The sequence below is a fragment of the Collinsella sp. AF28-5AC genome (assembly GCF_003457875.1).
Taxonomy (GTDB): Bacteria; Actinomycetota; Coriobacteriia; order Coriobacteriales; family Coriobacteriaceae; genus Collinsella.
Genome location: NZ_QRTA01000013.1, coordinates 1 through 19,466 on the forward strand (window position 1 = coordinate 1; position 19,466 = coordinate 19,466).

Sequence of the window (19,466 nt, forward strand, 5' to 3'; positions counted from 1 at the left end):
GAGCGGGGGCTCCTATCTTTTTAGTGCCCTCGGATTGGGTCATAGTGTCTGTCGTTGACAAAGCATCGGCGTTCCCTTGGCTGTTGGATGTAGTCGTTGGGGACGTTCTTAAATGACTAGTTGAAAGGGACACTCTTGCCGGCACTTGGGGACAGTCCCTAAGTGCCGGCAGATTGGGACACTCCTTTGCAAGGTGGCGCTGAAGACCGTCCCCAACGACCAGTCGTTTAAGAACGTCCCCAACGACTAGCTCGGGAACCTGATCCTAATGCACTAGTTTCTGTCGAGTCGGTGCTTCTTGCGGGTTGCCCGTATAATGGTTTGCGTATGAACCGCAACCAAGGAGTTCCAGTTTATGGACCAGAGCCTTTTTAAATTCGACCTGATCGCCGAGGATCCGACGACGCATGCGCGTGCCGGCGTGCTGCACACCCCGCACGGCGACATCGAGACGCCGATCTTTATGCCCGTGGGCACCAAGGCAAACGTCAAGGGCATCCCCACCGAGACCGTCAAACAGCTCGGCGCCCAGATCGTGCTTGCCAACACCTATCATCTGTCCATGCGTCCCGGCGAGGACACTATCGCCGAGCTGGGCGGCCTGCACAAGTTTATGAACTGGCACGGTCCTATCCTCACCGACTCGGGCGGTTTCCAGGTGTTCAGCCACAACGACGCCGTCAAGCTCACCGACGAGGGCGTGCGCTTTATCGTCAACGACTACGACGGCCGCCACGTGTTCTGGACGCCCGAGGACAACATGGAAATCGCCATGAAGCTCGGCTCCGACATCTGCATGCAGCTGGACCAGTGCCCGGGCTATCCCGCCACGCGCGCCTACGTTGAGCGCGCGGTGGAGCTGTCGAGCATGTGGGCCGAGCGCTGCTACAAGGCTCACACCCGCGATGACCAGGCGCTCTTTGGCATCGTCCAGGGCGGCATGCATCTGGATCTGCGCCTGCGCTCTCTGCGCCATCTGGAGGAGTGCGGCGACTTCCCCGGTTACGGCATCGGCGGCTACTCGGTGGGCGAGGACCACGAGACCATGTTCGAGACCCTGGTGCCGCTTGTGAGCGAGTACATGCCCAAGCACAAGCCGCGCTACCTGATGGGCGTCGGCAACCCGACGACGCTCGTGCGCGGCGTGGGCGTGGGCATCGATATGTTCGACTGCGTGCTGCCGACGCGCACCGGCCGCATGGGCACGGCATTCTCCAGTGAAGGTCGCCTTAACTTCCGCAACGCGCGTTTTGCGCACGACGACGGCCCCATCGACCCCACCTGCACCTGCCCGGTGTGCACGGGCGGCTACAGCCGCGCGCTCATTCGCCACATGGTCACGCAGAAGGAGATGCTCGGCGGCATCCTGCTTTCGATGCACAACATCTACTACCTGCTCAACCTTATGCAGCGTGCTCGCCAGGCCATTATCGAGGGTCGCTATGGTGCATTCGTGAGCGATTGGATGAATAGCCCTGCCGCGGTGGATTACTAAGGGCGGCGCGGGCGCTTGCAGGCACTCGCGCGATGTCGAGACCGCGTGCCAATCGACCGCGCGCAGCCGTCGCCGGGCATCGCATTCGCCGGCGTCGGTTGCGCGACCGCTAACCGATAGCTTGCAAGCACTTGATACATCGTGGGTACCATACCGAATAGTTGATGTTCGGGCGGGTGTTTGGCGCATGGCGTCGACCCCGCCCGTTTTTCTTTTTCTCGATAGGAGTACCCATGATTAAGAACGAGAATGTCGAGGGCGAGCCTTCCTACGACGAGACGTACCGCCGCGGCCCCGTGGTCATGCGCGGCCCGATGATTCCTAAGGACAATACGTACGCTAACCTGCTGGCGCCCGAGGAGTCGACCGACTGGTTGCATGCCGATCCGTGGCGCGTACTGCGCATCCAGGCCGAGTTTGTCGACGGCTTTGGCGCGCTTGCCGAGCTCGGACCTGCGGTGACCATCTTCGGTAGCGCCCGCACGCCCAAGACCGATACGCTCTACAAGGCGGCGCGCACCGTCGGGCGTAAGATTGCCCAGCGCGGCGTGGCGGTTATCACCGGTGGCGGCCCCGGCATCATGGAAGCGGCCAACAAGGGAGCGGCGAGCGTCAACGGCAAGTCAGTTGGTTTGGGCATTGAGCTGCCGCACGAGCAGGGGCTCAACAAATACGTGAACCTCGGTATGGACTTCCGCTACTTCTTTGTGCGCAAGACCATGTTCGTCAAATACAGCTCGGGCGCTATTGTGTTTCCCGGCGGGTTTGGCACGCTCGACGAGATGTTTGAGGTGCTCACGCTGGTGCAAACGCACAAGGTCAAGCGCATGCCGCTTGTGCTGGTAGGCAGCGAGTACTGGCAGGGCCTATTCGACTGGCTTAACGGTCCGGTGATGGACGCCGGTATGATCAGCCCGCTCGATCCGGAGCTGGTGCACATCACCGACGACCTCAACGAGGCCGTCGACATCGCCCTGAGCGGGCTGATGTAGAGTAGCTAAAATGGGACGGGGCTAAAAAGACTGGTCTGAAACGTTTGATATCAGTCTTTTTTGCCCCGTCCCAAATGAACTGCTTCTAAGTTGCGGTGGAATAGGGATTGATTTGCGGCTGATAAGCCAAAAACAGTCCCTATTTCACCGCAACTGATGTGGGCGTCCCTAGTGAGTTGGCTGGTAGCGGGGGCAGTAGCTGATGGCGATGGCATCGACGCCTACGTGGGTGGCGATGGTGCAGCCGATGGGGCCGGTGCCGGCGTCTACGTAGTCCTGGCCCGCGAGCGCCTCGTTGACAAGTTCCTGCTCCTCAGCGGCGCCGGTCGTGAGTACGCGCACGCTGGAGCCCGGGTGCTCGTCCAAAAACGTGAGGCAGTCTGCCATGGTGTTGGCAACGATGCGCTTGGCGCCGCGGCCCTTTTTGATGGCCTTGATCTCGCCCGACTGCCACTCCGGCGAAACGGCCAGGCGAATGTTGAGCATCTGCGTCAGCTGGCCGGCGAGCTTGGGGGCGCGGCCGTTTTTGACTAGGTTCTCGAGCGTGCGGGGAATCAGCAGCAGGTGGGCGTCGGGCAGCGTCGCGCGGATCTGCGCCTCGGTCTCGTCCAAGCTGCGGCCGTCCTCGCGCATGGCCAGCGCGTACTCCACCAGCAAGCCCTCGGCGCCCGAGCCGGTGCGCGAATCGATGCAGCGCACGTCGAGCTCGTGGGTCTCGGCGACCAGGCATGCGTTGGAATAGCAGGCGGACCACTCGCTGCACAGCGAGATAAAGATCGCGCTGTCGTGGCCATCGGCGCGCACGCGGTCAAACAGCGCCTTGAACTCGCCGGCGCTCGGCTGCGAGGTGTGCGGCAGCTGCTCAGAGCCGGCCATGCGCGCGACGTATTCCTCGGCAGTAATCTGCACCTGGTCGAGCAGGTCCTCGCCCTCGATAATCACATGCAGCGGAATCACGTAAATACCGAGCTCTTGGGCGCGGGCGGGGGAGATGTCCGACGTGGAGTCGGTTATGATGGCAAAAGACATAATTGCACCTTTCGATGGGGCGCCACGGCGCCGCCGATTGAGAGCAAAGTGCGACAAGTATAGTGGAGTTGCTCTACATTGCTAGGTTCAATTGTTGAATAGTCAACAGTTTGAAGTGTCGGTGTGGAAATCGTCAACTGGGGAAGAGGAATGCCGATGGAGGCGTTGGAGATATGCAGGCGGCCGGTCGTGCTGTTCGATTTTGACGGCACGGTGGCAGATACGGGCCGGGCGGTGATGACCTCGACACGCAAAACGTTGGCCGCGCGCGGGTTTTCGGAGGCGCAGATGGGTGACCTGCGCCGCATGATCGGGCCGCCCCTGTGGAAGAGCTTCCACGACTTTTACGACTTTACGCGCGAGGAGTCGCTCGTGGTGGCCGACGAGTACCGTGCCTATTTTGACGAGCTGGGTCCGGAGGAGTATCCCGTGTTCGACGGAATCCCCGAGCTGCTCGATGGCTTGGCGGCGCAGGGTCATCGCATGGCCGTCGCGACATCGCGTATGGAGGCAAAGTGCATTGACATGGTGCATGAGCTGGGTCTTTCTCAGTTCGAAGCCGTGGTTGGCATGAATCCTCCGCAGGGGCGCGAGACCAAGGCCGATTCGGTTCGCGACGCGTTGACGGCCTTGGGTGCGGCCGCGGACGAGGCCGTGATGATCGGCGATCGCTTTAACGACGTCGAGGGCGCGCACGCGATGGGCGTGCCGTGCATCGGCATCTATTCGGGCGCGGCGGCGCCGGGTGAGCATGAAGCGACGGGTGCCGATGCGGTGGTGCACTCGGTGGCTGAGCTTGCTAAACTTTTCTCTATCTAGGAACTAAATGTGAGGGGCGGGTACGCTTGCCGCTCATTGGTAAGGAGGTCGTCCATGAATCAGGTGGAGCAGAGCGTCGCCGAGTATGTCGACGAGGTCTGGGAGGATGTCGTCGCCGATATCGAGCAGCTGGTGAGTTATCCGTCCGTGGCAGTTTCTGCCGATGCGGAGCCCGGCGCGCCGTTTGGCCGCCCGGTCCGTGATGCGCTCGATTGCGCGCTCGGCATTGCGCAAAAGCTCGGCTACCAGACGAGCGACGACGAGGGCTATGTGGGCATTGCCGATATCCCGGGCTGCGGCGACAAGCAACTCGCGACCATTTGCCATGTGGACGTGGTGCCCGCCGGCCCCGGCTGGAACACCGACCCGTTTGCGATGGAGCGTCGCGAGGGCTGGCTGCTCGGCCGCGGCGTTATCGACGACAAGGGTCCTGCCGTGCTGTCGCTCTACGCCGGCGCCTATCTGCTCAAGCACGGCATTACCCCGCGCTACACTTTCCGCGCGCTGCTGGGCTGCGATGAGGAAGTGGGCATGTCCGACGTTCACCATTATCTGGAGAACCACGCAGACCCCGACTTTTTGTTTACGCCCGATGCCGAGTTCCCGGTCTGCAATGCCGAGAAGGGCCAGTTTGGGGCGACGTTTGTGAGCTCCAAGATCGACGGCGGGCGCATTGTGTCCTGGAGCGGTGCCGAGGCGAGCAACGCTATTCCGTCGCAGTCCATCTGCGAGCTCGCGATTGCCGCCGATGAGCTGCCGGCGCCCGTTGAGAACGCCGACCGCCTGGAGATCACGGCGCTTGATAACGGGCATGCGCAGATTTTCGCCCACGGTATTGGCGGCCACGCTTCGATGCCTGAGGGCACCATCAACGCCGTCGGCCTCATCGTGGCGTATCTGCGCGAGGCCGAAGACGCGTTTGGTGCACGCGATGAGCGCCTGCTGACGCCTGCCGAGCACGAATTCGTCAAGTTCCTGGCCTTTGTGCATGCGGATGCCTATGGCCGCGGCCTGGGTATCGATGCGACGAGTCCGGCGTTTGGCCCGCTTACCTGCAACGCTGGCGTCATCCGCGTGGCGGATGGCCATATCGAGCAGGTCATCGACGTGCGCTTCCCCGACAGCACGAGTGCCGATACCATCCGCGAGCAGCTCGAGCCGCTCGTGGGCCGTTTTGGCGTGACGTGCCAGCTGGGTCGCGCGAAGGTGCCGTTCTCGGTATCTGCCGACGATCCGGCCGTGAAGGCGCTTATTGATACCTATAACGAGTTTACGGGCAAGCATGCCGAGCCCTTTGCCATGGGCGGCGGCACGTACGCGCGCAACTTTGCCCGCGCCGTATCGTTTGGCCCCGAGGAGACCGGTCTGGAGCTGCCCGCGTGGGGCGGCCAGATGCACGGTCCCAACGAGTGTGCCAACGAGGAACAGCTCAAGCAAGCGCTCAAGATCTATATCGTGGCAATCCTTCGTCTAAACGAACTCGAACTGTAGGGCTTCCCCTATATCCTGCTTGGATACAAGCTTGCATAACGAGCCCGGTGCTTTTGCCCGGGCTTTTTCTGTTGCGGTGGGGTAGTCATTGGGACGTTCCTCTGGTGTAAAAGGCGGGCCATGCTTGGCGGCGGGTTTGTTATCCGTTTGTAAAGGCTGGGCCGCGCTTGCGGTAAGGGTCTATCAGATGCCCGTAATAAAGCGCAGCTGACGCGGGCGCTGCCCGATCGAGACCGTATCTTTCCAAACAGCAAAGCGGGCAGGGTGCCCGCGAGTCGCTTGTATGAAAGGAAGATCATGCTCGATCAGGCTTATTCTCGTCGTCAGTTCCTCGGCCTCGCTGGTGGTCTTGCCAGCTTCGTGGGCCTCGGCCTCGTTGGTTGCGGCGGCACAGGCGCTTCCAACGCCGCCGACAAGGGCAGCGCCGCTGCTGCCGAGTCCGTCTCGGGCGAGGTGACCTACGACGGCGCCTCCTCGTTCCAGGCGCTCCTCGAGGCCGCTGCCGAGAAGTTCATGGATGCCAACCCCGACGTCTCCGTCTCCGGCTCGGGTAACGGTTCGGGCAAGGGCCTGACCGCCGTCGCCGCCGGCACCGTTACCATCGGTAACTCTGACGTCTTCGCCGAGACCAAGCTCGAGGCCGACCAGGTCAAGAACCTCGTCGACCACGAGGTCGCCGTCGTGGGCATGGGCCCCGTCGTCTCCAAGAACGTCAAGGTCGACGACCTGTCCCTCGAGCAGCTCAAGGGCATCTTCTCCGGCCAGATCACCAACTGGAAGGAGGTCGGCGGCGACGACGCTACCATCGTCGTCCTCAACCGCAAGGCCGGCTCCGGCACCCGCGCCACCTTCGAGGCTGCCGTCTTTGGCGACGAGGCCGTCGACTTTAAGGGCGACGCCGAGCTCGACAAGTCCGGCGACGTCCAGACTCAGATGGGCAGCACCGACAACGCCATCTCCTACCTCGACTTCTCGCACTTCGATGACTCCAAGTTCAACGCCATCAAGGCCGATGGCGTGGAGCCCAAGAGCGCAAACGTCACCGACGACTCCTTTAAGATTTGGGCGACCGAGCACATGTACTGCGCAAAGGACGCCGACGAGGCCACCAAGGCCTTTCTGGAGTTCATGCTTTCCGACGACGTCCAGGGCAAGCTCGTCGAGGAGCAGGGCTTTATTCCCGTCTCTGCCATGAAGGTCGTCAAGGACGCCAGCGGCAAGGTCTCTGCTAAATAAGCAATCGCCCCGGAAAGGTTTGTAATGGCAAAACAGCTGCCAAAGCGCGACCTTGAGAACGTGGGCCTGGGCGTCACGGGCGCGTGCGTTGCGCTCGTGACGCTTGTCGTTGCCGCGCTCATCTTTATGGTCGCCCAAAAGGGCCTTTCGGCTTTTGTTAAGGACGGCGTCTCGATCGTTGAGTTCTTCACCGGCACCAAGTGGGACCTGGCCAACACAGCCGAAAACGGCCTGCCCTATACCGGCGCCCTGCCCCTGATCGTCACCTCGTTTGCGGTCATGGTGCTCTCCACGCTCATCGCGCTGCCCATCGCCATCGGCTCTGCCATCTTTGCGGTCGAGATCCAGCCTAAGTTTGGCTCCAAGGTCTTTCAGCCGCTTATTGAGCTTTTGACCGGCATTCCCTCGGTCGTCTTTGGCCTGATTGGCTTTCACGTGGTCGTCGGTCTTATGAAGAGCGTTTTCCACGTAAGCACGGGTCTGGGCATCTTGCCCGGCGCCATCGTACTGGCGGTCATGATTCTGCCGACGATGACTACGCTTTCGGTCGACGGCCTGCGCGCCGTGCCCGATAGCTACCGTCAGGGCTCGCTCGCGCTGGGCTATACCCGCTGGCAGACCATCTGGCACGTGGTGCTCAAGTCCGCCATGCAGTCGCTCATGACCGCGGTCATCCTTGGTATGACCCGCGCCTTTGGCGAGACGCTCGCCGTGCGTATGGTCATCGGCGGCATCGAGGCCATGCCGACGTCGCTGCTGTCGCCGGCGTCCACCATCACCACCACGCTCACCACGTCTATGGCGGTCTATGCCGAGGGCTCGGCCCAAGACGATGTTCTGTGGGCGCTCGGTCTGCTGCTGATGGGCATGAGCCTCATCTTCATCTTGATCATCCACCTTATCGGCCGCAAGGGGGCGAAGGCTCGTGGCTAGCACGCGCATCCACATCGACGAGGCGAGACTCGGGCGTGTCCAAAAGCAGGACCGCATCGCCACGGGCGTGCTGACGGCGATTGTCGCCATCGTCATGCTTATCGTCGTCTCCATGGTGGCCTACATCCTGTTCGAGGGTATCTCGACGCTGTTCCAGCCGGGCTTTCTCACGCAGCCCGCACGCGCCAACGGAACGCAGGGCGGCGTGCTCTACCAGCTGTTCGACTCGTTCTATCTGCTGCTGATCACCCTGATCATCTCGGTGCCCATCAGCCTGGGCGGCGCGGTCTTTTTGGTTGAGTACGCGCCCGATGGGCCTATTCGCGACATCGCCTCGACCGCCATCGAGACGCTGTCCTCGCTGCCCTCCATTGTCGTAGGCATGTTCGGCTTTCTGGTGTTCTCGGTGCAGCTGGGCTGGAAGTACTCCATCATCTCCGGCGCCGTCGCGCTCACCATGTTCAACATCCCCATCCTAGTGCGCGTGATTCAGCAGGCGCTCGAGGACGTGCCGCAGGCCCAGCGCGATGCATGCCTGGCCATGGGCCTCACTCGCTGGGAGGCCACACTGCACATCCTGATTCCCGAGGCCATGCCCGCCATCGTGACCGGCATCGTGCTTTCGGCCGGCCGCGTGTTTGGCGAGGCCGCGGCGCTGCTCTTTACCTCGGGCATGAGCTCGCCGGTTCGCCTGAACTTCTTGAGTTTTAACCTGTCGAGCCCCACCTCCGCCTGGAACGTGTTCCGTCCCGGCGAGTCGCTGGCCGTGCACATCTACAAGATCTATGGCGAGGGCAGCCCCGAGGCCCAGCAGATCGTCTGGGGCATCGCGGCACTGCTGATGATTTGCGTGCTGCTGTTTAACGTAGTCGCCCGTATCGTGGGCAAGCAACTGGCAAGGAAGATGACGGCCGAATGAGCGAGATGAACACAACGCCCGCAACCGAGGCGGCATCGTCCGACACCCAGGACTTTTTGTCGAGCGTGGGGGAGAGCGAGAAACGTGTTCGCGTGAGCGGCAAGGCCGTGAGCGACGAGGTCGTGGTCTCCACCAAGGACGTCAACGTGTACTATGGCGACCACCATGCGCTGCACGATGCGTCGCTCGACTTTCACAAGGGCGAGATCACGGCGCTCATCGGGCCTTCGGGCTGCGGCAAGTCGACCTTTTTGCGCAGCCTCAACCTTATGAATCGCGAGATTCGCGGCTGTCGCGTGGAGGGCGAGATCAACTACCGCGGCCGCAACGTGAACACCAAGACCGAGAACACCTACGAGCTGCGTCGGTCCATTGGCATGGTGTTCCAGCAGCCAAACCCGTTCCGCAAGTCCATTCGCGACAACATTACGTTTGCGCCCAAGCGCCACGGCATCACCGACCGCGACGAGCTCGACCGCATGGTCGAGGAGAGCTTGCGTGGCGCCGCGCTGTGGGACGAGGTCAAGGACAAGCTCGACAAGAGCGCCTACGCGCTTTCGGGCGGTCAGCAGCAGCGCCTGTGCATCGCGCGCACGCTGGCGCTCAACCCCGATGTGATCCTGTTTGACGAACCCTGCTCGGCGCTCGACCCCATCTCGACGTTGGCGATCGAGGACCTCATGTCGTCGATTGTGGCCGACCGCGCCATCGTCATCGTGACGCACAACATGGAGCAGGCGTCGCGTGTGTCCAACCGCACGGCGTTCTTCTACATGGGCGATATGGTCGAGTACGACGAGACCGACGAGATTTTCCAACGGCCCAAGGATAAGCGGCTGAATGATTACCTCACCGGCATGTTCTCCTAGTCCGGGACATGCTTGAGGCCCGCGGCGGCCACGGTTGTCACGGGACTGATTGGAGAGACGGGTCATCTCTTTTGGGAGATGGCCCGCCTTTTTGCTCTGCGACCGAAACGACCGCCACAAAGGGGACAGGCGCCTTCGTGGTGGTTTGGGGTGGGGCTCGCTGCTATCATGGACAACGTTGAATTTCTACGAAGGAGCAGGGCATATGGCGATTCTTTTGGGATGCGATTCCGTCAGCCTAGAGTTTCCCACCAAGCATATTTTCGATAGCGTGACGCTCGGCGTGGGCGAGGGCGACCGCATTGGTATTGTCGGCAAAAACGGCGACGGCAAGTCGACGCTGCTGAGCGTGCTCGCCGGCACGCTGGAGCCCGATGACGGGCGCGTGACGCACCGTCGCGGCACCACGATCGGTCTGCTCGGCCAAAAGGACAACCTGGTCGATACCGACACCGTGCATCATGCCGTCGTGGGCGACACGCCCGAGTATGAGTGGGCGTCGAGTCCGCGTACGCGCCAGATTCTGGCTGGCCTTATTAGCGATGTGCCCTGGGAGGGCACGGTGGGCGAGCTTTCGGGCGGCCAGCGCCGTCGCGTGGACCTCGCGCGCCTGCTGATCGACGACTATGACGTGCTCATGCTCGACGAGCCCACCAATCACCTGGACATGCGCACTATCAACTGGCTCGCGCGTCACTTAAAGGCCCGCTGGCAGCGCGGCCAGGGCGCGATGCTCGTGGTCACGCACGACCGCTGGTTCTTGGACGAGGTCTGCACCAGTATGTGGGAGGTCCACGACGGCCAGGTCGATCCCTTCGAGGGCGGCTACTCCGCATATATCCTGCAGCGCGTGGAGCGCGACCGCATGGCCGCGGTTACCGAGGAGCGTCGTCGCAACATGGCGCGCAAGGAGCTCGCGTGGCTGAGCCGCGGTGCCCAGGCGCGCTCCACCAAGCCCAAGTTTCGCGTGGATGCCGCCCGCGAGCTCATCGCCGACGTGCCGCCCGTGCGTGACGAGCTGGAGCTCAAGCGCCTAGCCGTGAGCCGCCTGGGCAAGCAGGTTATCGATGTGGTCGACGTGGACGCTGGCTATGCGGATACCGATGGCGCGCCCAAGCAGGTGCTCTCTGACGTGACCTGGCTCATTGGTGCGGGCGACCGCTATGGTCTTTTGGGTGAGAATGGCGCTGGCAAGTCGACGCTGCTCGATGTGATCCAGGGTAAAATTGCGCCCACGCGCGGCCGCGTGAAGATTGGCCAGACGGTACGCTTTGGCGTGCTGTCGCAGCAGCTCGAGGAGCTCGAGCCCTATATGGGCGACACGATCCGCGAGGTGCTCAGCAACTATAAGAAGTACTACGTCATCGACGGCAAGGAGACTTCGCCCGAGAAGCTCTGCGAGCGTCTGGGCTTTACGACGCAGCAGCTCTGGAGCCGCATCGGCGATCTTTCGGGCGGTCAGCGCCGTCGCCTGTCGCTGCTGCTGACGATCCTGGACGAGCCCAACGTGCTCATCCTGGACGAGCCGGGCAACGATCTGGATACCGACATGCTCGCGATTGTCGAGGATCTGCTCGACGGTTGGCCCGGCACGCTGATCCTGGTGACGCACGACCGCTTCTTGATGGAGCGCGTGACCGACCAGCAGTGGGCGCTGCTCGACGGCCACCTGACGCATATGCCCGGCGGCGTGGACCAGTATCTGCGCCTGTGCAACGCCACCGCCGAGGGCGAGCCCGTGGGTGCGCCGAGCGCCAAGACCGGCACGTTCGACACCGGCGCCGCAGCGGTTGCAGCCGAAAAGCCCAAGTCGAGCGGCCAGCCCAACGGACTTTCCAATGCCGAGCGCCAGAAGCTCCGCCGCGAGGTGAGTTCGCTCGAGCGCAAGATGGAGACGCAGCGCGCCCGCGTTGAGGAGGCCGAGGCAGCAATGGCCCAAGTCGATCCCACCAACTACACGGCGCTCGGCGAGCAGCAGGCAAAGATCGACGAGGCTCACGCCGCCATGGACGAGCTGGAGATGGCGTGGCTCGAGGCGAGCGAAAAGCTCGAGGGCGAGGAGTAGACGAGGATGATCAAAGCCGCGTTTTTCGATATCGACGGCACGCTGCTGAGCTTTAAGACCCACCGGATTCCGGCGTCGGCGCAGCAGGTGCTCGACAGCTTTCACGAGCAGGGGATCGCATGCGTGATCGCCACGGGTCGCCCGACCTACCAGATGCCGGACTGGCTGTTCGACCTGGGCTGGGATGCGTACATTACGCTCTCGGGTCAGCACTGTTTTGATGCCGAGGGGGTTTACCGCAGCTGTCCGATCGATCCGGACGACGTTGCGGTGATTGTGGACCAGGTGGCGCAGGGGCGCTACGACTCGCTGTGCATGCAGGGCGAGAACTCGTTTGTGAACCGCCTGTCCGAGCGCGTGGTGACGGCTGGCAGCAACGCGGGAATCGTCTACCACGAGGAGCCGTTTGAGCACGCCTTTGACGCACCGGTCTACCAGTTTTGCGCCTTTGTGGACCCGGCCGACGAACATATCGTGACCGACGCCGTGTCGCATTCGCTCACCACGCGCTGGTGCGACCTGTTCTGCGACATTATTCCCGCTAACGGCGGCAAGGACCTGGGCGTGGCGGCGACGCTCGAGCGCCTGGGCATCGACGCGAGTGAAGCGATTGCCTTTGGCGACGGCGAGAACGACCTGTCGATGTTCTCGGCCGTGGGCACAAGTGTGGCCATGGGCAACGCGCAGGATACCGTGAAGGCCGCGGCGACCTACGTAACGACCGCCGTGGACGATGACGGCATCTACAACGCCGCGAAGCACTTTGGATTGATGTAACTGTGGATCGGCACCCGGCGCCTGGGGACACTCCTTGCGGGGCGTCCCCATTTTGTTTTCGTCCCGCACGTTTTGTGAAACACGGCTAACTTTTAGGCAAAGTAGTAAGACATGGGCAACTTTTGCGGTAAAGTAAGCTGTGAAAAGTATCCAAAGGCTAACTAGCAATCATCGCGAAAGGCGGCCCATGGCCCTACGTGAATCCGGAGAAGACTATCTCGAATCGATCTACGTTCTGTCGGAACGTCAGGGCATCGTGCGCTCGATCGACGTTGCGGAGTACCTCGGCGTAACCAAGGCGAGCGTTTCCAAGGCCATGGCGACGCTGGAAAGCAACGGCTATGTCGAAATGGGCAAACGAGATGTTCATCTGACAGAGCGCGGTCTGGAGGTCGCGCGCCAAATGTGGGAGCGCCACTGCTTTTTCGTGGGGCTTTTGGAGGATGCAGGCGTATCGGCCGAGGTGGCGTCGCAAGAGGGCTGCCACATGGAGCACTGCCTGAGCGAGGAAAGCTTCGAGAAACTGAGTGCGATGCTGAACCGGGGCGAGGCGACGGGCCAAGCGGCGGAATCCTAACGAACCCCCAGTAGCGCGGAGTTCGCGCAAAGCGCGAACCAGCGACCGGGACCAGCGGCCCTTTCGGCCAAGTCCATTTCAGCAAAGGAACCCTGCCAGCAAGCGATGCCCAAGAACTGCCAGCTACGTCACCGCAGGCCGGGGCCGGGCTTGGTTTTGAAAACACTCCGCAGCGCGAGGCCCGTCTTTCCGTTGCTCCGCAGGAGCAGGAAAGGCGGGCCTCATGCGCGAGGACGTTTTCAAAACCAAGCCCGGCCCCGGCCGGAGGGACCACGAGTGCTACAGGTTCTTGACACCCATCGCGCGCATGGCGTTCAGGATGGCGATGATCGCCACGCCTACGTCGCCGAACACGGCAAGCCACATGTTGGCGATGCCGAGCGCTGCCAGCACCAAAATCAGCAGCTTAATGCCCAGCGCAAAGATGATGTTCTGCCAAACAATCGACATGGTCTTGCGCGCCACGCGGATCGCGCGGGAGATGTTGGACGGTTTGTCGTCCATGAGCACCACGTCGGCGGCCTCAATCGCGGCGTCGGAACCCATAGCGCCCATGGCAATGCCAACGTCTGCGCGGGTGAGCACGGGCGCATCGTTGATGCCGTCGCCGACAAAGGCGAGCTTGCCCTTGCCCGATTCGGCTGCCAGCAATGCCTCGACGCGCTCGACCTTGTCGCCCGGCAGCAGCTGCGCGTGGAACTCGTCGAGCCCCAGCTGCTTGGCCACCGCAGCAGCCACTTCCTCGCGGTCGCCCGTGAGCATGACGGTGCGCTTGACGCCGGCGGCGTGCAGGTCGCGAATCGTTTGCTCAGCATCGGCCTTGACGGTGTCTGCAATCACGATGTGGCCGGCGTACACGCCGTCAACGAGCACATGCAGAATCGTTCCGACGACCTCGCAATCGGGCGCTTCGACTCCGGCCGCGGCGAGCATCTTTGCGTTGCCAACGACGACGTGCTTGCCGTCGATGGTTGCCGTCACGCCATGGCCCGCGTCGTTGGTGGAGTCGCTTACGCGCTTGGGGTCGACCTCGCCCTGGTAGGCGACACGTACGGACTGCGCGATGGGGTGATCGGAGAACGACTCAGCAAGGGCTGCGACTTCGAGCAACGACTGCTCGGTATAGCCGGCCTCGGGGTGTACCGCGACCACCGAGAACGTGCCGTTGGTGAGGGTGCCCGTCTTGTCAAAGACGACGGTGTCCACGTCGGCGAGCGTCTCGAGGTAGTTAGAACCCTTGATGAGAACGCCCAGCTTGGATGCGCCGCCGATGCCGCCAAAGAAACTAAGCGGCACGCTGATCACCAACGCGCACGGGCAGCTGACGACCAAGAAGGTCAGGCCGCGCAGAATCCAGTCGGACCAGGCACCGGTGACCAGGCCACCGCCGAGCGCGAGCACCGCGGCAGCGCCGGTGACGGCGGGCGTGTAGATGCGGGCAAAGCGCGTGATGAAGTTCTCGGTGCGTGCCTTCTTTTCGCTGGCATTCTCCACGAGCTCCAGGACGCGTGCGACGGTGGACTCGCCAAAGGGCTTGGTGGTGCGCACGTGGATGAGCCCCGTCATGTTGATGCAGCCGCTGATGATATCGTCTCCGGTTTTGGCCGGGCGGGGGACCGACTCACCGGTAAGGGCGGCGGTGTCGAGCTGGGTTTCGCCCTCGACGATGACGCCGTCGATAGGCACGCGCTCGCCGGGCTTGACCACGATCACGGTGCCGACGGCGATGTCATCGGGGAAGACCTGTTCGAGTGAGCCGTCGGGTTGCTCGACGTTAGCGTAGTCGGGCGCGATGTCCATCATGGCGCTGATCGACTTGCGGCTCTTGCCCACGGCGTATGCCTGGAACAGCTCGCCGACCTGGTAGAACAGCATGACGGCGGCGCCTTCGGCCATGTGCGGGTCTGTGTCGGGGAAGAGCACCATGGCAAATGCGCCGATGGTTGCGACGGCCATGAGGAAGCTCTCGTCGAAGGCCTTGCCGCGGCGGATGTTATTGAATGCCTTTTGCAGTACGTCGTAGCCGGCAATCAAAAACGGCACGAGGAACAGCACAAAGCTGGCGTAGATGTCGCCCGGGGTGCCGAATGCGGCGGTAAGGGTGCTGAACTCATCGAGGGCGTACACCACGGCAAAAATGCCCAGCGCTACCAGGATGCGGTTGCGCTTATGCTCGAGTGATTCTTTTTTCTTGCGCTTCTTCTTTTTCTTTTTGGGGTCGGCGGTGGCCATGACTCGTATCCTCCCATTTGAATGTATGAACATTCGCTCATATAATTTCGCGAGCAAAGGCCGCAGCAAGCGCGGCCTTGCAGGTTGGCGTAAACCTGGGCTAGAGAATAATCTCGCAGTCCGGCTCGGCGTCGGCCGTAAACTCAACAACGCGGTTGAGCACCTCGTCGAACTCAGCATCATCGGCCTCGAGCGTCAGCTTCTGGGTCATAAAGTTGACGGACACGGATTTGACGCCCTCGAGCTTGGCCAGCTCGTCCTGAAGCTCGCGCGCACAGTTGGCGCAATCGATCTCATCGAGCTTGTACTGCTTTTTCATGGTGGGTTCCTTTCCCGTTTTTGCGGCTTGGGTGCAGGCCGCGCTGGTACCGTGGTTGGCTGCTATTCGCAGATGTGGCTCATGCCCTGGTTGAGCATGGTGTAGACGTGGTCGTCGGCGAGCGAGTATAGGATATTGCGCCCGTCGCGCCGGAATTTAACCAGGTGCGACTGCTTGAGTGTGCGCAGCTGGTGCGACACCGCGGACTGCGAGGTTTCGGTCGCTTCGGCGATGTCTGCCACGCAGAGCTCGCGGCCCATGAGGGCGTAAAGGATCTTGATGCGCGTGGTGTCGCTGAAGACCTTGAACAGGTCGGCGAGGTCGTAGAGAAGCTCCTCGTCGGGAAGGTCCTCGGGCGAGCAGGTGGTGGGGATCGCGGGTTCGGTGGCCTCGATGTCGGGTTTCGTTTCATCAACGCGGATGCTCATTGCAATATCCTTTCATATGAACATGCGCTCATATAACTTGCTTTCGATTATATGAGTGTATGTTCATATGTCAATACAATTTGCGTTAATTTCGATGACTGCTTGCCGCCTCTGCGATTTTCTGTGGGTTGGGAGACATCGACGCAATGCTCGCCAACATATTTCGAGATGTTCGGCTAGCATGCTAAGAAAGCCACCTTGAGAAGCATTAGAACTGTTCATATTTGTACTTTATCGTGTCAAATACCGCGAGAATCAGTTCTTCCTCTACGGGAGTTCCTGCAGAATCAGTTTTATCTAAAGTTATATTGAGCATTGCTGCAGCCAATCTGGCACATCGGTGGCCGAATAAGTCGAAAAATGTAGGTGGACATCCGCAGAGATCGCCTTTAGAAGAGCGAATTCTCAATTAGATCAATAATCGTGTCGTCTTCCGTGCGGTTTTCATCGATTTTTGCGAACATGTCGCATTCCCAAGCCCCATTGATTTCCTCAGCAAGGGCCCCGACGTGTTGCATGTCGTCGGGTTCGGGCACATCGTTGATGCTCGGGTCATCAGCTTGCGGATATTGGCTTGCAATTTCGCGCTTGGCGGCCTCTTCTTCTTTGAGTGTCTCCAGGACGCGGCGACCGTATTCGAAGTAGCGCCGCAAGACAAATTGACGAAGAGTTTCTTGCAGGATGGCGAAGTTATCCGGGAGTCGACCGGGCCATATCTTCTCGCGAATGCGAATCGCTTCCATGACCCGTTTAAAAGCGGACTGTTTGAAAAACGAATGACGATTAACTGTGATAACGGCATATCCCATGTTTCGCAGCGTGTTTCGGCGCTCCTCGTCAATTGATTGCTGCTCGGGTTCGTCGTGGTAAAAGCCGTTGTATTCGATATCGGTCATCGAATTTTCGAGCAGCGCGTCGAGGTAGAAAACCGTCCGTCGCGTTAGGGCGGCGTATCTTTTGGGGACTGGGATTGGATAATCCGTTTTGATAGCGCGTATGGCTAAGCCACCCATTGACTTGGGCATTGTCAGCATCATGACAAACGCCGTTTCGAGTGGGGAGCGACAGCCTTCGTGTACATAAGAAAGTGCCTTAAGTGCTTTATTAGATCCACGATACCCCGGTGCCTCTGAAAAGAAGGCTCTGAGCTCTTCAACGCTGGTTAGGGCTGGGCGCTCGCGATATTGAGTTTCGTCGGACGTTCCAAGCGCGTAGGAGCCGCAGATTTCAAAGTAATACTCAACGAGCTCCGAAAGGTTGAGGTCGGCTGTTGCTTCTAACGCGCACAGCTTGATATCGACGATGTAGACGTTCGGCTCGAGTTCTAGGTAGCTTTCTGCATCAAACGTATAGTGCGTGCAGTGGCAGATGCAGCCCTTGCGGTGCCTTTTGGCATTATTGGAAAACGTCAGCACATGGATACGTTCAGAATCGACATTCTTTCTGTTGAGCCATGCTCGTGCCGCTTCCAGGTCGGACGTGGTCGGCGCAGACACCCTGATCTTTTCCATAGGTATGGGACCGGTCGCGTAGCTTGCGAGCGAGTTGGCTGTTTGGTATACAGCGCGTGCCGTGGTATGTGACAGAATGATTCCCATACGCGCATGATGGCATAGCGGACGCCGCATACGCCCGAAACTTCGGGCAACGGTATTGGGGCGCGGCTTATCTTCTGCGAACGGTGGGTTTTTGAGCTGTCGTATTGAGGGAGCAGCTTTGGCTGGGGAGGTTTCTGCCGGCTGCCCCTTTTTGATGAACTTTAGTTGCGGATTCGTAGCTTCTAAGCGTTTTTGCCGACCGCTCAGATGCCTCACCAACATAATTTGAGTTATTCGGCCTTATCCTATACAAATAGGTGCGATCGCAACGTCCTATTCGAATTGATTCAGGTAGATTTATGGGGCTTGGTTGCGAAATTAAGGCGATTTTAGCTTCGATTGCGGTTCAAGGGGCCTTGACTAGTGGTTCAGCTGGCCGAACAACTCGAAAAATGTAGGTGGGCCAACCTGCCGACTATGTGAAGCACGCGTATTTGCTCGTTTTGATGAAAACTAGGGTGCAGCATAAGGCTGCGCCCTAGTTTACTGCGTGTCGGTGTGCCCAGACGGATTGCGCTGTGCCTGGCAGGCGCTCCCGCAGATGGATCGGTTATTTCGCGAATAGGTTCTTGAGGTTGAACTCGGCCTGAACCGTGCGGAGCATGAGGTCGGTGTCGTCGAGGCCCAGGTGCTGCTCGTTGGCGTCGGCGGCGAGGGTGCCACGGCGGCGCGCCCAGTTCTCGAGCGCGGCGGGCGCGGACTCGCGGGGGAGCGAGCGGACGTCGGCATCCAGGCTGCGGCAGATCTGGCGCGAGTCGATGACGATGATCTTGCCGGCGCGGCGTGCCTCGGCGTAACCGTCCAGGTGGATCTTGAACCAACTGTCTTCGAACGCGGCGTTATGCGCCATGTACGGGTACTTCTTCATAAGTTTGAGCAGCTGCTTCTGCAGTTCCTTGTTCTCGCGGAATGGTTTTTTGCCGTCGATGTCGTCCCAGGTAATGTGATGGATGTTCGATAGCGGCACATCCTCGCCGCGGTAGATGTCGGGCAGGCCGCAGTAGTGTGCCTCGGCGTCATGCGGGACGGCGTCGCTGGTGAGCTCCATGATCTCCCAGCCCACGTTGATGATATAGCCGCGCTCGGGTGCACGGCCGGTGGTCTCGATGTCGATACCGAGCACGGTGCCCTGGATGGGCTTGCGGGCGTAGGCCACGCCGAGCGCGTCGCGGTCGCCGCGGATTTCGCGCATAACGGACGCGGCGGTGCGCTTTTGCATCTTGCCGATGGCGGCGCAGGTGTCGGCATCGGACAGGCCGCGCGAAAGCGTCGCGGGCGTCACGTTGCGCAGGCGTGCCTCGCCAATCTGGTCGCACAGGTCGCGGTTGCGGTCAGCCAGGTCGCGCACGGTGGCAAAGTCGAAGCTGGGGTCGCCCTCGGCGGTAAAGTACTCGGTTTCGAGCACCTTAAGGGCCTCTTCGCCCTTCTGGCGCTCGGACTCCATGGCGCCGTGATCGCCATAGATAAACATGGGAATAAACGGCTGGCGCTCGTATTCGAGTGCTTGTGAAACGTTCATATAACTGCTCCTTGGACGGGCCGCACCGCGCGGCTCGGGTTCATTGAGATGTGGCGAGATGATAGTTTACCATGGGCAACTATTGGCATCCCGCCTAGGACAACTACAATACCCTAGTTGACCGCTAGGACTTTTACAATGCTGCCGAAAGACACGAAAGGTTCCATC

General features: G+C 60.9%; 17 protein-coding genes. 11 read left to right on the forward strand and 6 right to left on the reverse strand.

Annotation, left to right across the window (positions count from 1 at the left end; genetic code table 11):
- Nucleotides 1-355: 355 nt before the first annotated feature.
- A complete protein-coding gene (tgt, locus tag DWZ01_RS08300) occupies nucleotides 356-1,495 on the forward strand; it encodes a tRNA guanosine(34) transglycosylase Tgt (RefSeq protein WP_117848645.1) in 1,140 nt (379 codons plus the stop codon).
- 233 nt (nucleotides 1,496-1,728) lie between these two features.
- On the forward strand, nucleotides 1,729-2,487 hold the full coding sequence (locus DWZ01_RS08305; RefSeq protein ID WP_117848647.1) for a TIGR00730 family Rossman fold protein: 759 nt from the start codon (nucleotides 1,729-1,731) through the stop codon (nucleotides 2,485-2,487).
- Between the two features lie 168 nt (nucleotides 2,488-2,655).
- On the opposite strand, the gene DWZ01_RS08310 is transcribed toward DWZ01_RS08305, so the two are convergent.
- Nucleotides 2,656-3,516, reverse strand: a complete 861-nt coding sequence (locus DWZ01_RS08310) for a DegV family protein (protein ID WP_117848649.1) — start codon at nucleotides 3,514-3,516, stop codon at nucleotides 2,656-2,658.
- Nucleotides 3,517-3,672: 156 nt separating this feature from the next.
- Between DWZ01_RS08310 and DWZ01_RS08315 the strand changes: the two genes are divergently transcribed.
- From DWZ01_RS08315 to DWZ01_RS08355, 9 genes are all read left to right on the forward strand, one after another.
- Nucleotides 3,673-4,335, forward strand: coding sequence for an HAD hydrolase-like protein (locus DWZ01_RS08315; RefSeq protein ID WP_233506199.1), 663 nt, complete (start codon nucleotides 3,673-3,675; stop codon nucleotides 4,333-4,335).
- Between the two features lie 54 nt (nucleotides 4,336-4,389).
- Nucleotides 4,390-5,826 carry a M20 family metallopeptidase gene (locus DWZ01_RS08320; protein WP_055250866.1) on the forward strand — a complete coding sequence of 479 codons (1,437 nt, stop codon included), beginning with the start codon at nucleotides 4,390-4,392 and terminating at the stop codon, nucleotides 5,824-5,826.
- A gap of 297 nt (nucleotides 5,827-6,123) precedes the next feature.
- The gene (locus tag DWZ01_RS08325) at nucleotides 6,124-7,062 is read left to right on the forward strand and encodes a phosphate ABC transporter substrate-binding protein (RefSeq protein WP_117848651.1); all 939 of its coding nucleotides are present in this window, start codon (nucleotides 6,124-6,126) and stop codon (nucleotides 7,060-7,062) included.
- Nucleotides 7,063-7,086: 24 nt separating this feature from the next.
- The gene (gene pstC, locus DWZ01_RS08330) at nucleotides 7,087-7,995 is read left to right on the forward strand and encodes a phosphate ABC transporter permease subunit PstC (RefSeq protein ID WP_117848653.1); all 909 of its coding nucleotides are present in this window, start codon (nucleotides 7,087-7,089) and stop codon (nucleotides 7,993-7,995) included.
- Nucleotides 7,988-8,914, forward strand: a complete 927-nt coding sequence (gene pstA / locus DWZ01_RS08335) for a phosphate ABC transporter permease PstA (RefSeq protein WP_117773008.1) — start codon at nucleotides 7,988-7,990, stop codon at nucleotides 8,912-8,914. Before pstC ends, pstA begins: the two co-directional genes overlap by 8 nt.
- Nucleotides 8,911-9,783, forward strand: a complete 873-nt coding sequence (gene pstB, locus DWZ01_RS08340) for a phosphate ABC transporter ATP-binding protein PstB (RefSeq protein WP_199412244.1) — start codon at nucleotides 8,911-8,913, stop codon at nucleotides 9,781-9,783. The genes pstA and pstB overlap by 4 nt, the downstream gene beginning before the upstream one ends.
- Nucleotides 9,784-9,988: 205 nt before the next feature.
- The gene (locus DWZ01_RS08345) at nucleotides 9,989-11,848 is read left to right on the forward strand and encodes an ABC-F family ATP-binding cassette domain-containing protein (protein WP_117848655.1); all 1,860 of its coding nucleotides are present in this window, start codon (nucleotides 9,989-9,991) and stop codon (nucleotides 11,846-11,848) included.
- Nucleotides 11,849-11,854: 6 nt separating this feature from the next.
- Entirely contained in the window at nucleotides 11,855-12,625 is a 771-nt protein-coding gene (locus tag DWZ01_RS08350) for a Cof-type HAD-IIB family hydrolase (protein ID WP_117770188.1), read from the forward strand.
- Between the two features lie 187 nt (nucleotides 12,626-12,812).
- On the forward strand, nucleotides 12,813-13,202 hold the full coding sequence (locus tag DWZ01_RS08355; protein WP_117770189.1) for a metal-dependent transcriptional regulator: 390 nt from the start codon (nucleotides 12,813-12,815) through the stop codon (nucleotides 13,200-13,202).
- 279 nt (nucleotides 13,203-13,481) lie between these two features.
- Here the strand turns inward: DWZ01_RS08355 and DWZ01_RS08360 are convergent, their stop codons facing one another.
- From DWZ01_RS08360 to DWZ01_RS08380, 5 genes are all read right to left on the reverse strand, one after another.
- Entirely contained in the window at nucleotides 13,482-15,434 is a 1,953-nt protein-coding gene (locus DWZ01_RS08360; protein ID WP_199411382.1) for a heavy metal translocating P-type ATPase, read from the reverse strand.
- 100 nt (nucleotides 15,435-15,534) lie between these two features.
- A complete protein-coding gene (locus tag DWZ01_RS08365; protein WP_022095001.1) occupies nucleotides 15,535-15,753 on the reverse strand; it encodes a cation transporter in 219 nt (72 codons plus the stop codon).
- 62 nt (nucleotides 15,754-15,815) lie between these two features.
- Nucleotides 15,816-16,181: a helix-turn-helix transcriptional regulator gene (locus tag DWZ01_RS08370; protein ID WP_055285819.1), complete on the reverse strand. Its 366-nt coding sequence runs from the start codon at nucleotides 16,179-16,181 to the stop codon at nucleotides 15,816-15,818.
- Nucleotides 16,182-16,570: 389 nt separating this feature from the next.
- Complete coding sequence (locus DWZ01_RS08375) at nucleotides 16,571-17,677, reverse strand: hypothetical protein (RefSeq protein WP_117770190.1); 1,107 nt, start codon at nucleotides 17,675-17,677, stop codon at nucleotides 16,571-16,573.
- Nucleotides 17,678-18,329: 652 nt separating this feature from the next.
- Nucleotides 18,330-19,298 carry a hypothetical protein gene (locus DWZ01_RS08380; RefSeq protein ID WP_006235437.1) on the reverse strand — a complete coding sequence of 323 codons (969 nt, stop codon included), beginning with the start codon at nucleotides 19,296-19,298 and terminating at the stop codon, nucleotides 18,330-18,332.
- Between the last annotated feature and the right edge of the window lie 168 nt (nucleotides 19,299-19,466).

What these genes read in the sequence shown, in the direction of transcription:
- DWZ01_RS08360 (WP_199411382.1), bottom strand. Translation starts at nt 15,434, where the DNA reads ATGGCCACCGCCGACCCCAAAAAGAAAAAGAAGAAGCGCAAGAAAAAA.
- DWZ01_RS08365 (WP_022095001.1), bottom strand. Translation starts at nt 15,753, where the DNA reads ATGAAAAAGCAGTACAAGCTCGATGAGATCGATTGCGCCAACTGTGCG.
- DWZ01_RS08345 (WP_117848655.1), top strand. Translation starts at nt 9,989, where the DNA reads ATGGCGATTCTTTTGGGATGCGATTCCGTCAGCCTAGAGTTTCCCACC.
- pstC (WP_117848653.1), top strand. Translation starts at nt 7,087, where the DNA reads ATGGCAAAACAGCTGCCAAAGCGCGACCTTGAGAACGTGGGCCTGGGC.
- DWZ01_RS08380 (WP_006235437.1), bottom strand. Translation starts at nt 19,298, where the DNA reads ATGAACGTTTCACAAGCACTCGAATACGAGCGCCAGCCGTTTATTCCC.
- DWZ01_RS08305 (WP_117848647.1), top strand. Translation starts at nt 1,729, where the DNA reads ATGATTAAGAACGAGAATGTCGAGGGCGAGCCTTCCTACGACGAGACG.
- DWZ01_RS08370 (WP_055285819.1), bottom strand. Translation starts at nt 16,181, where the DNA reads ATGAGCATCCGCGTTGATGAAACGAAACCCGACATCGAGGCCACCGAA.
- DWZ01_RS08320 (WP_055250866.1), top strand. Translation starts at nt 4,390, where the DNA reads ATGAATCAGGTGGAGCAGAGCGTCGCCGAGTATGTCGACGAGGTCTGG.
- DWZ01_RS08310 (WP_117848649.1), bottom strand. Translation starts at nt 3,516, where the DNA reads ATGTCTTTTGCCATCATAACCGACTCCACGTCGGACATCTCCCCCGCC.
- DWZ01_RS08315 (WP_233506199.1), top strand. Translation starts at nt 3,673, where the DNA reads ATGGAGGCGTTGGAGATATGCAGGCGGCCGGTCGTGCTGTTCGATTTT.
- tgt (WP_117848645.1), top strand. Translation starts at nt 356, where the DNA reads ATGGACCAGAGCCTTTTTAAATTCGACCTGATCGCCGAGGATCCGACG.
- DWZ01_RS08325 (WP_117848651.1), top strand. Translation starts at nt 6,124, where the DNA reads ATGCTCGATCAGGCTTATTCTCGTCGTCAGTTCCTCGGCCTCGCTGGT.
- pstB (WP_199412244.1), top strand. Translation starts at nt 8,911, where the DNA reads ATGAGCGAGATGAACACAACGCCCGCAACCGAGGCGGCATCGTCCGAC.
- DWZ01_RS08350 (WP_117770188.1), top strand. Translation starts at nt 11,855, where the DNA reads ATGATCAAAGCCGCGTTTTTCGATATCGACGGCACGCTGCTGAGCTTT.
- DWZ01_RS08355 (WP_117770189.1), top strand. Translation starts at nt 12,813, where the DNA reads ATGGCCCTACGTGAATCCGGAGAAGACTATCTCGAATCGATCTACGTT.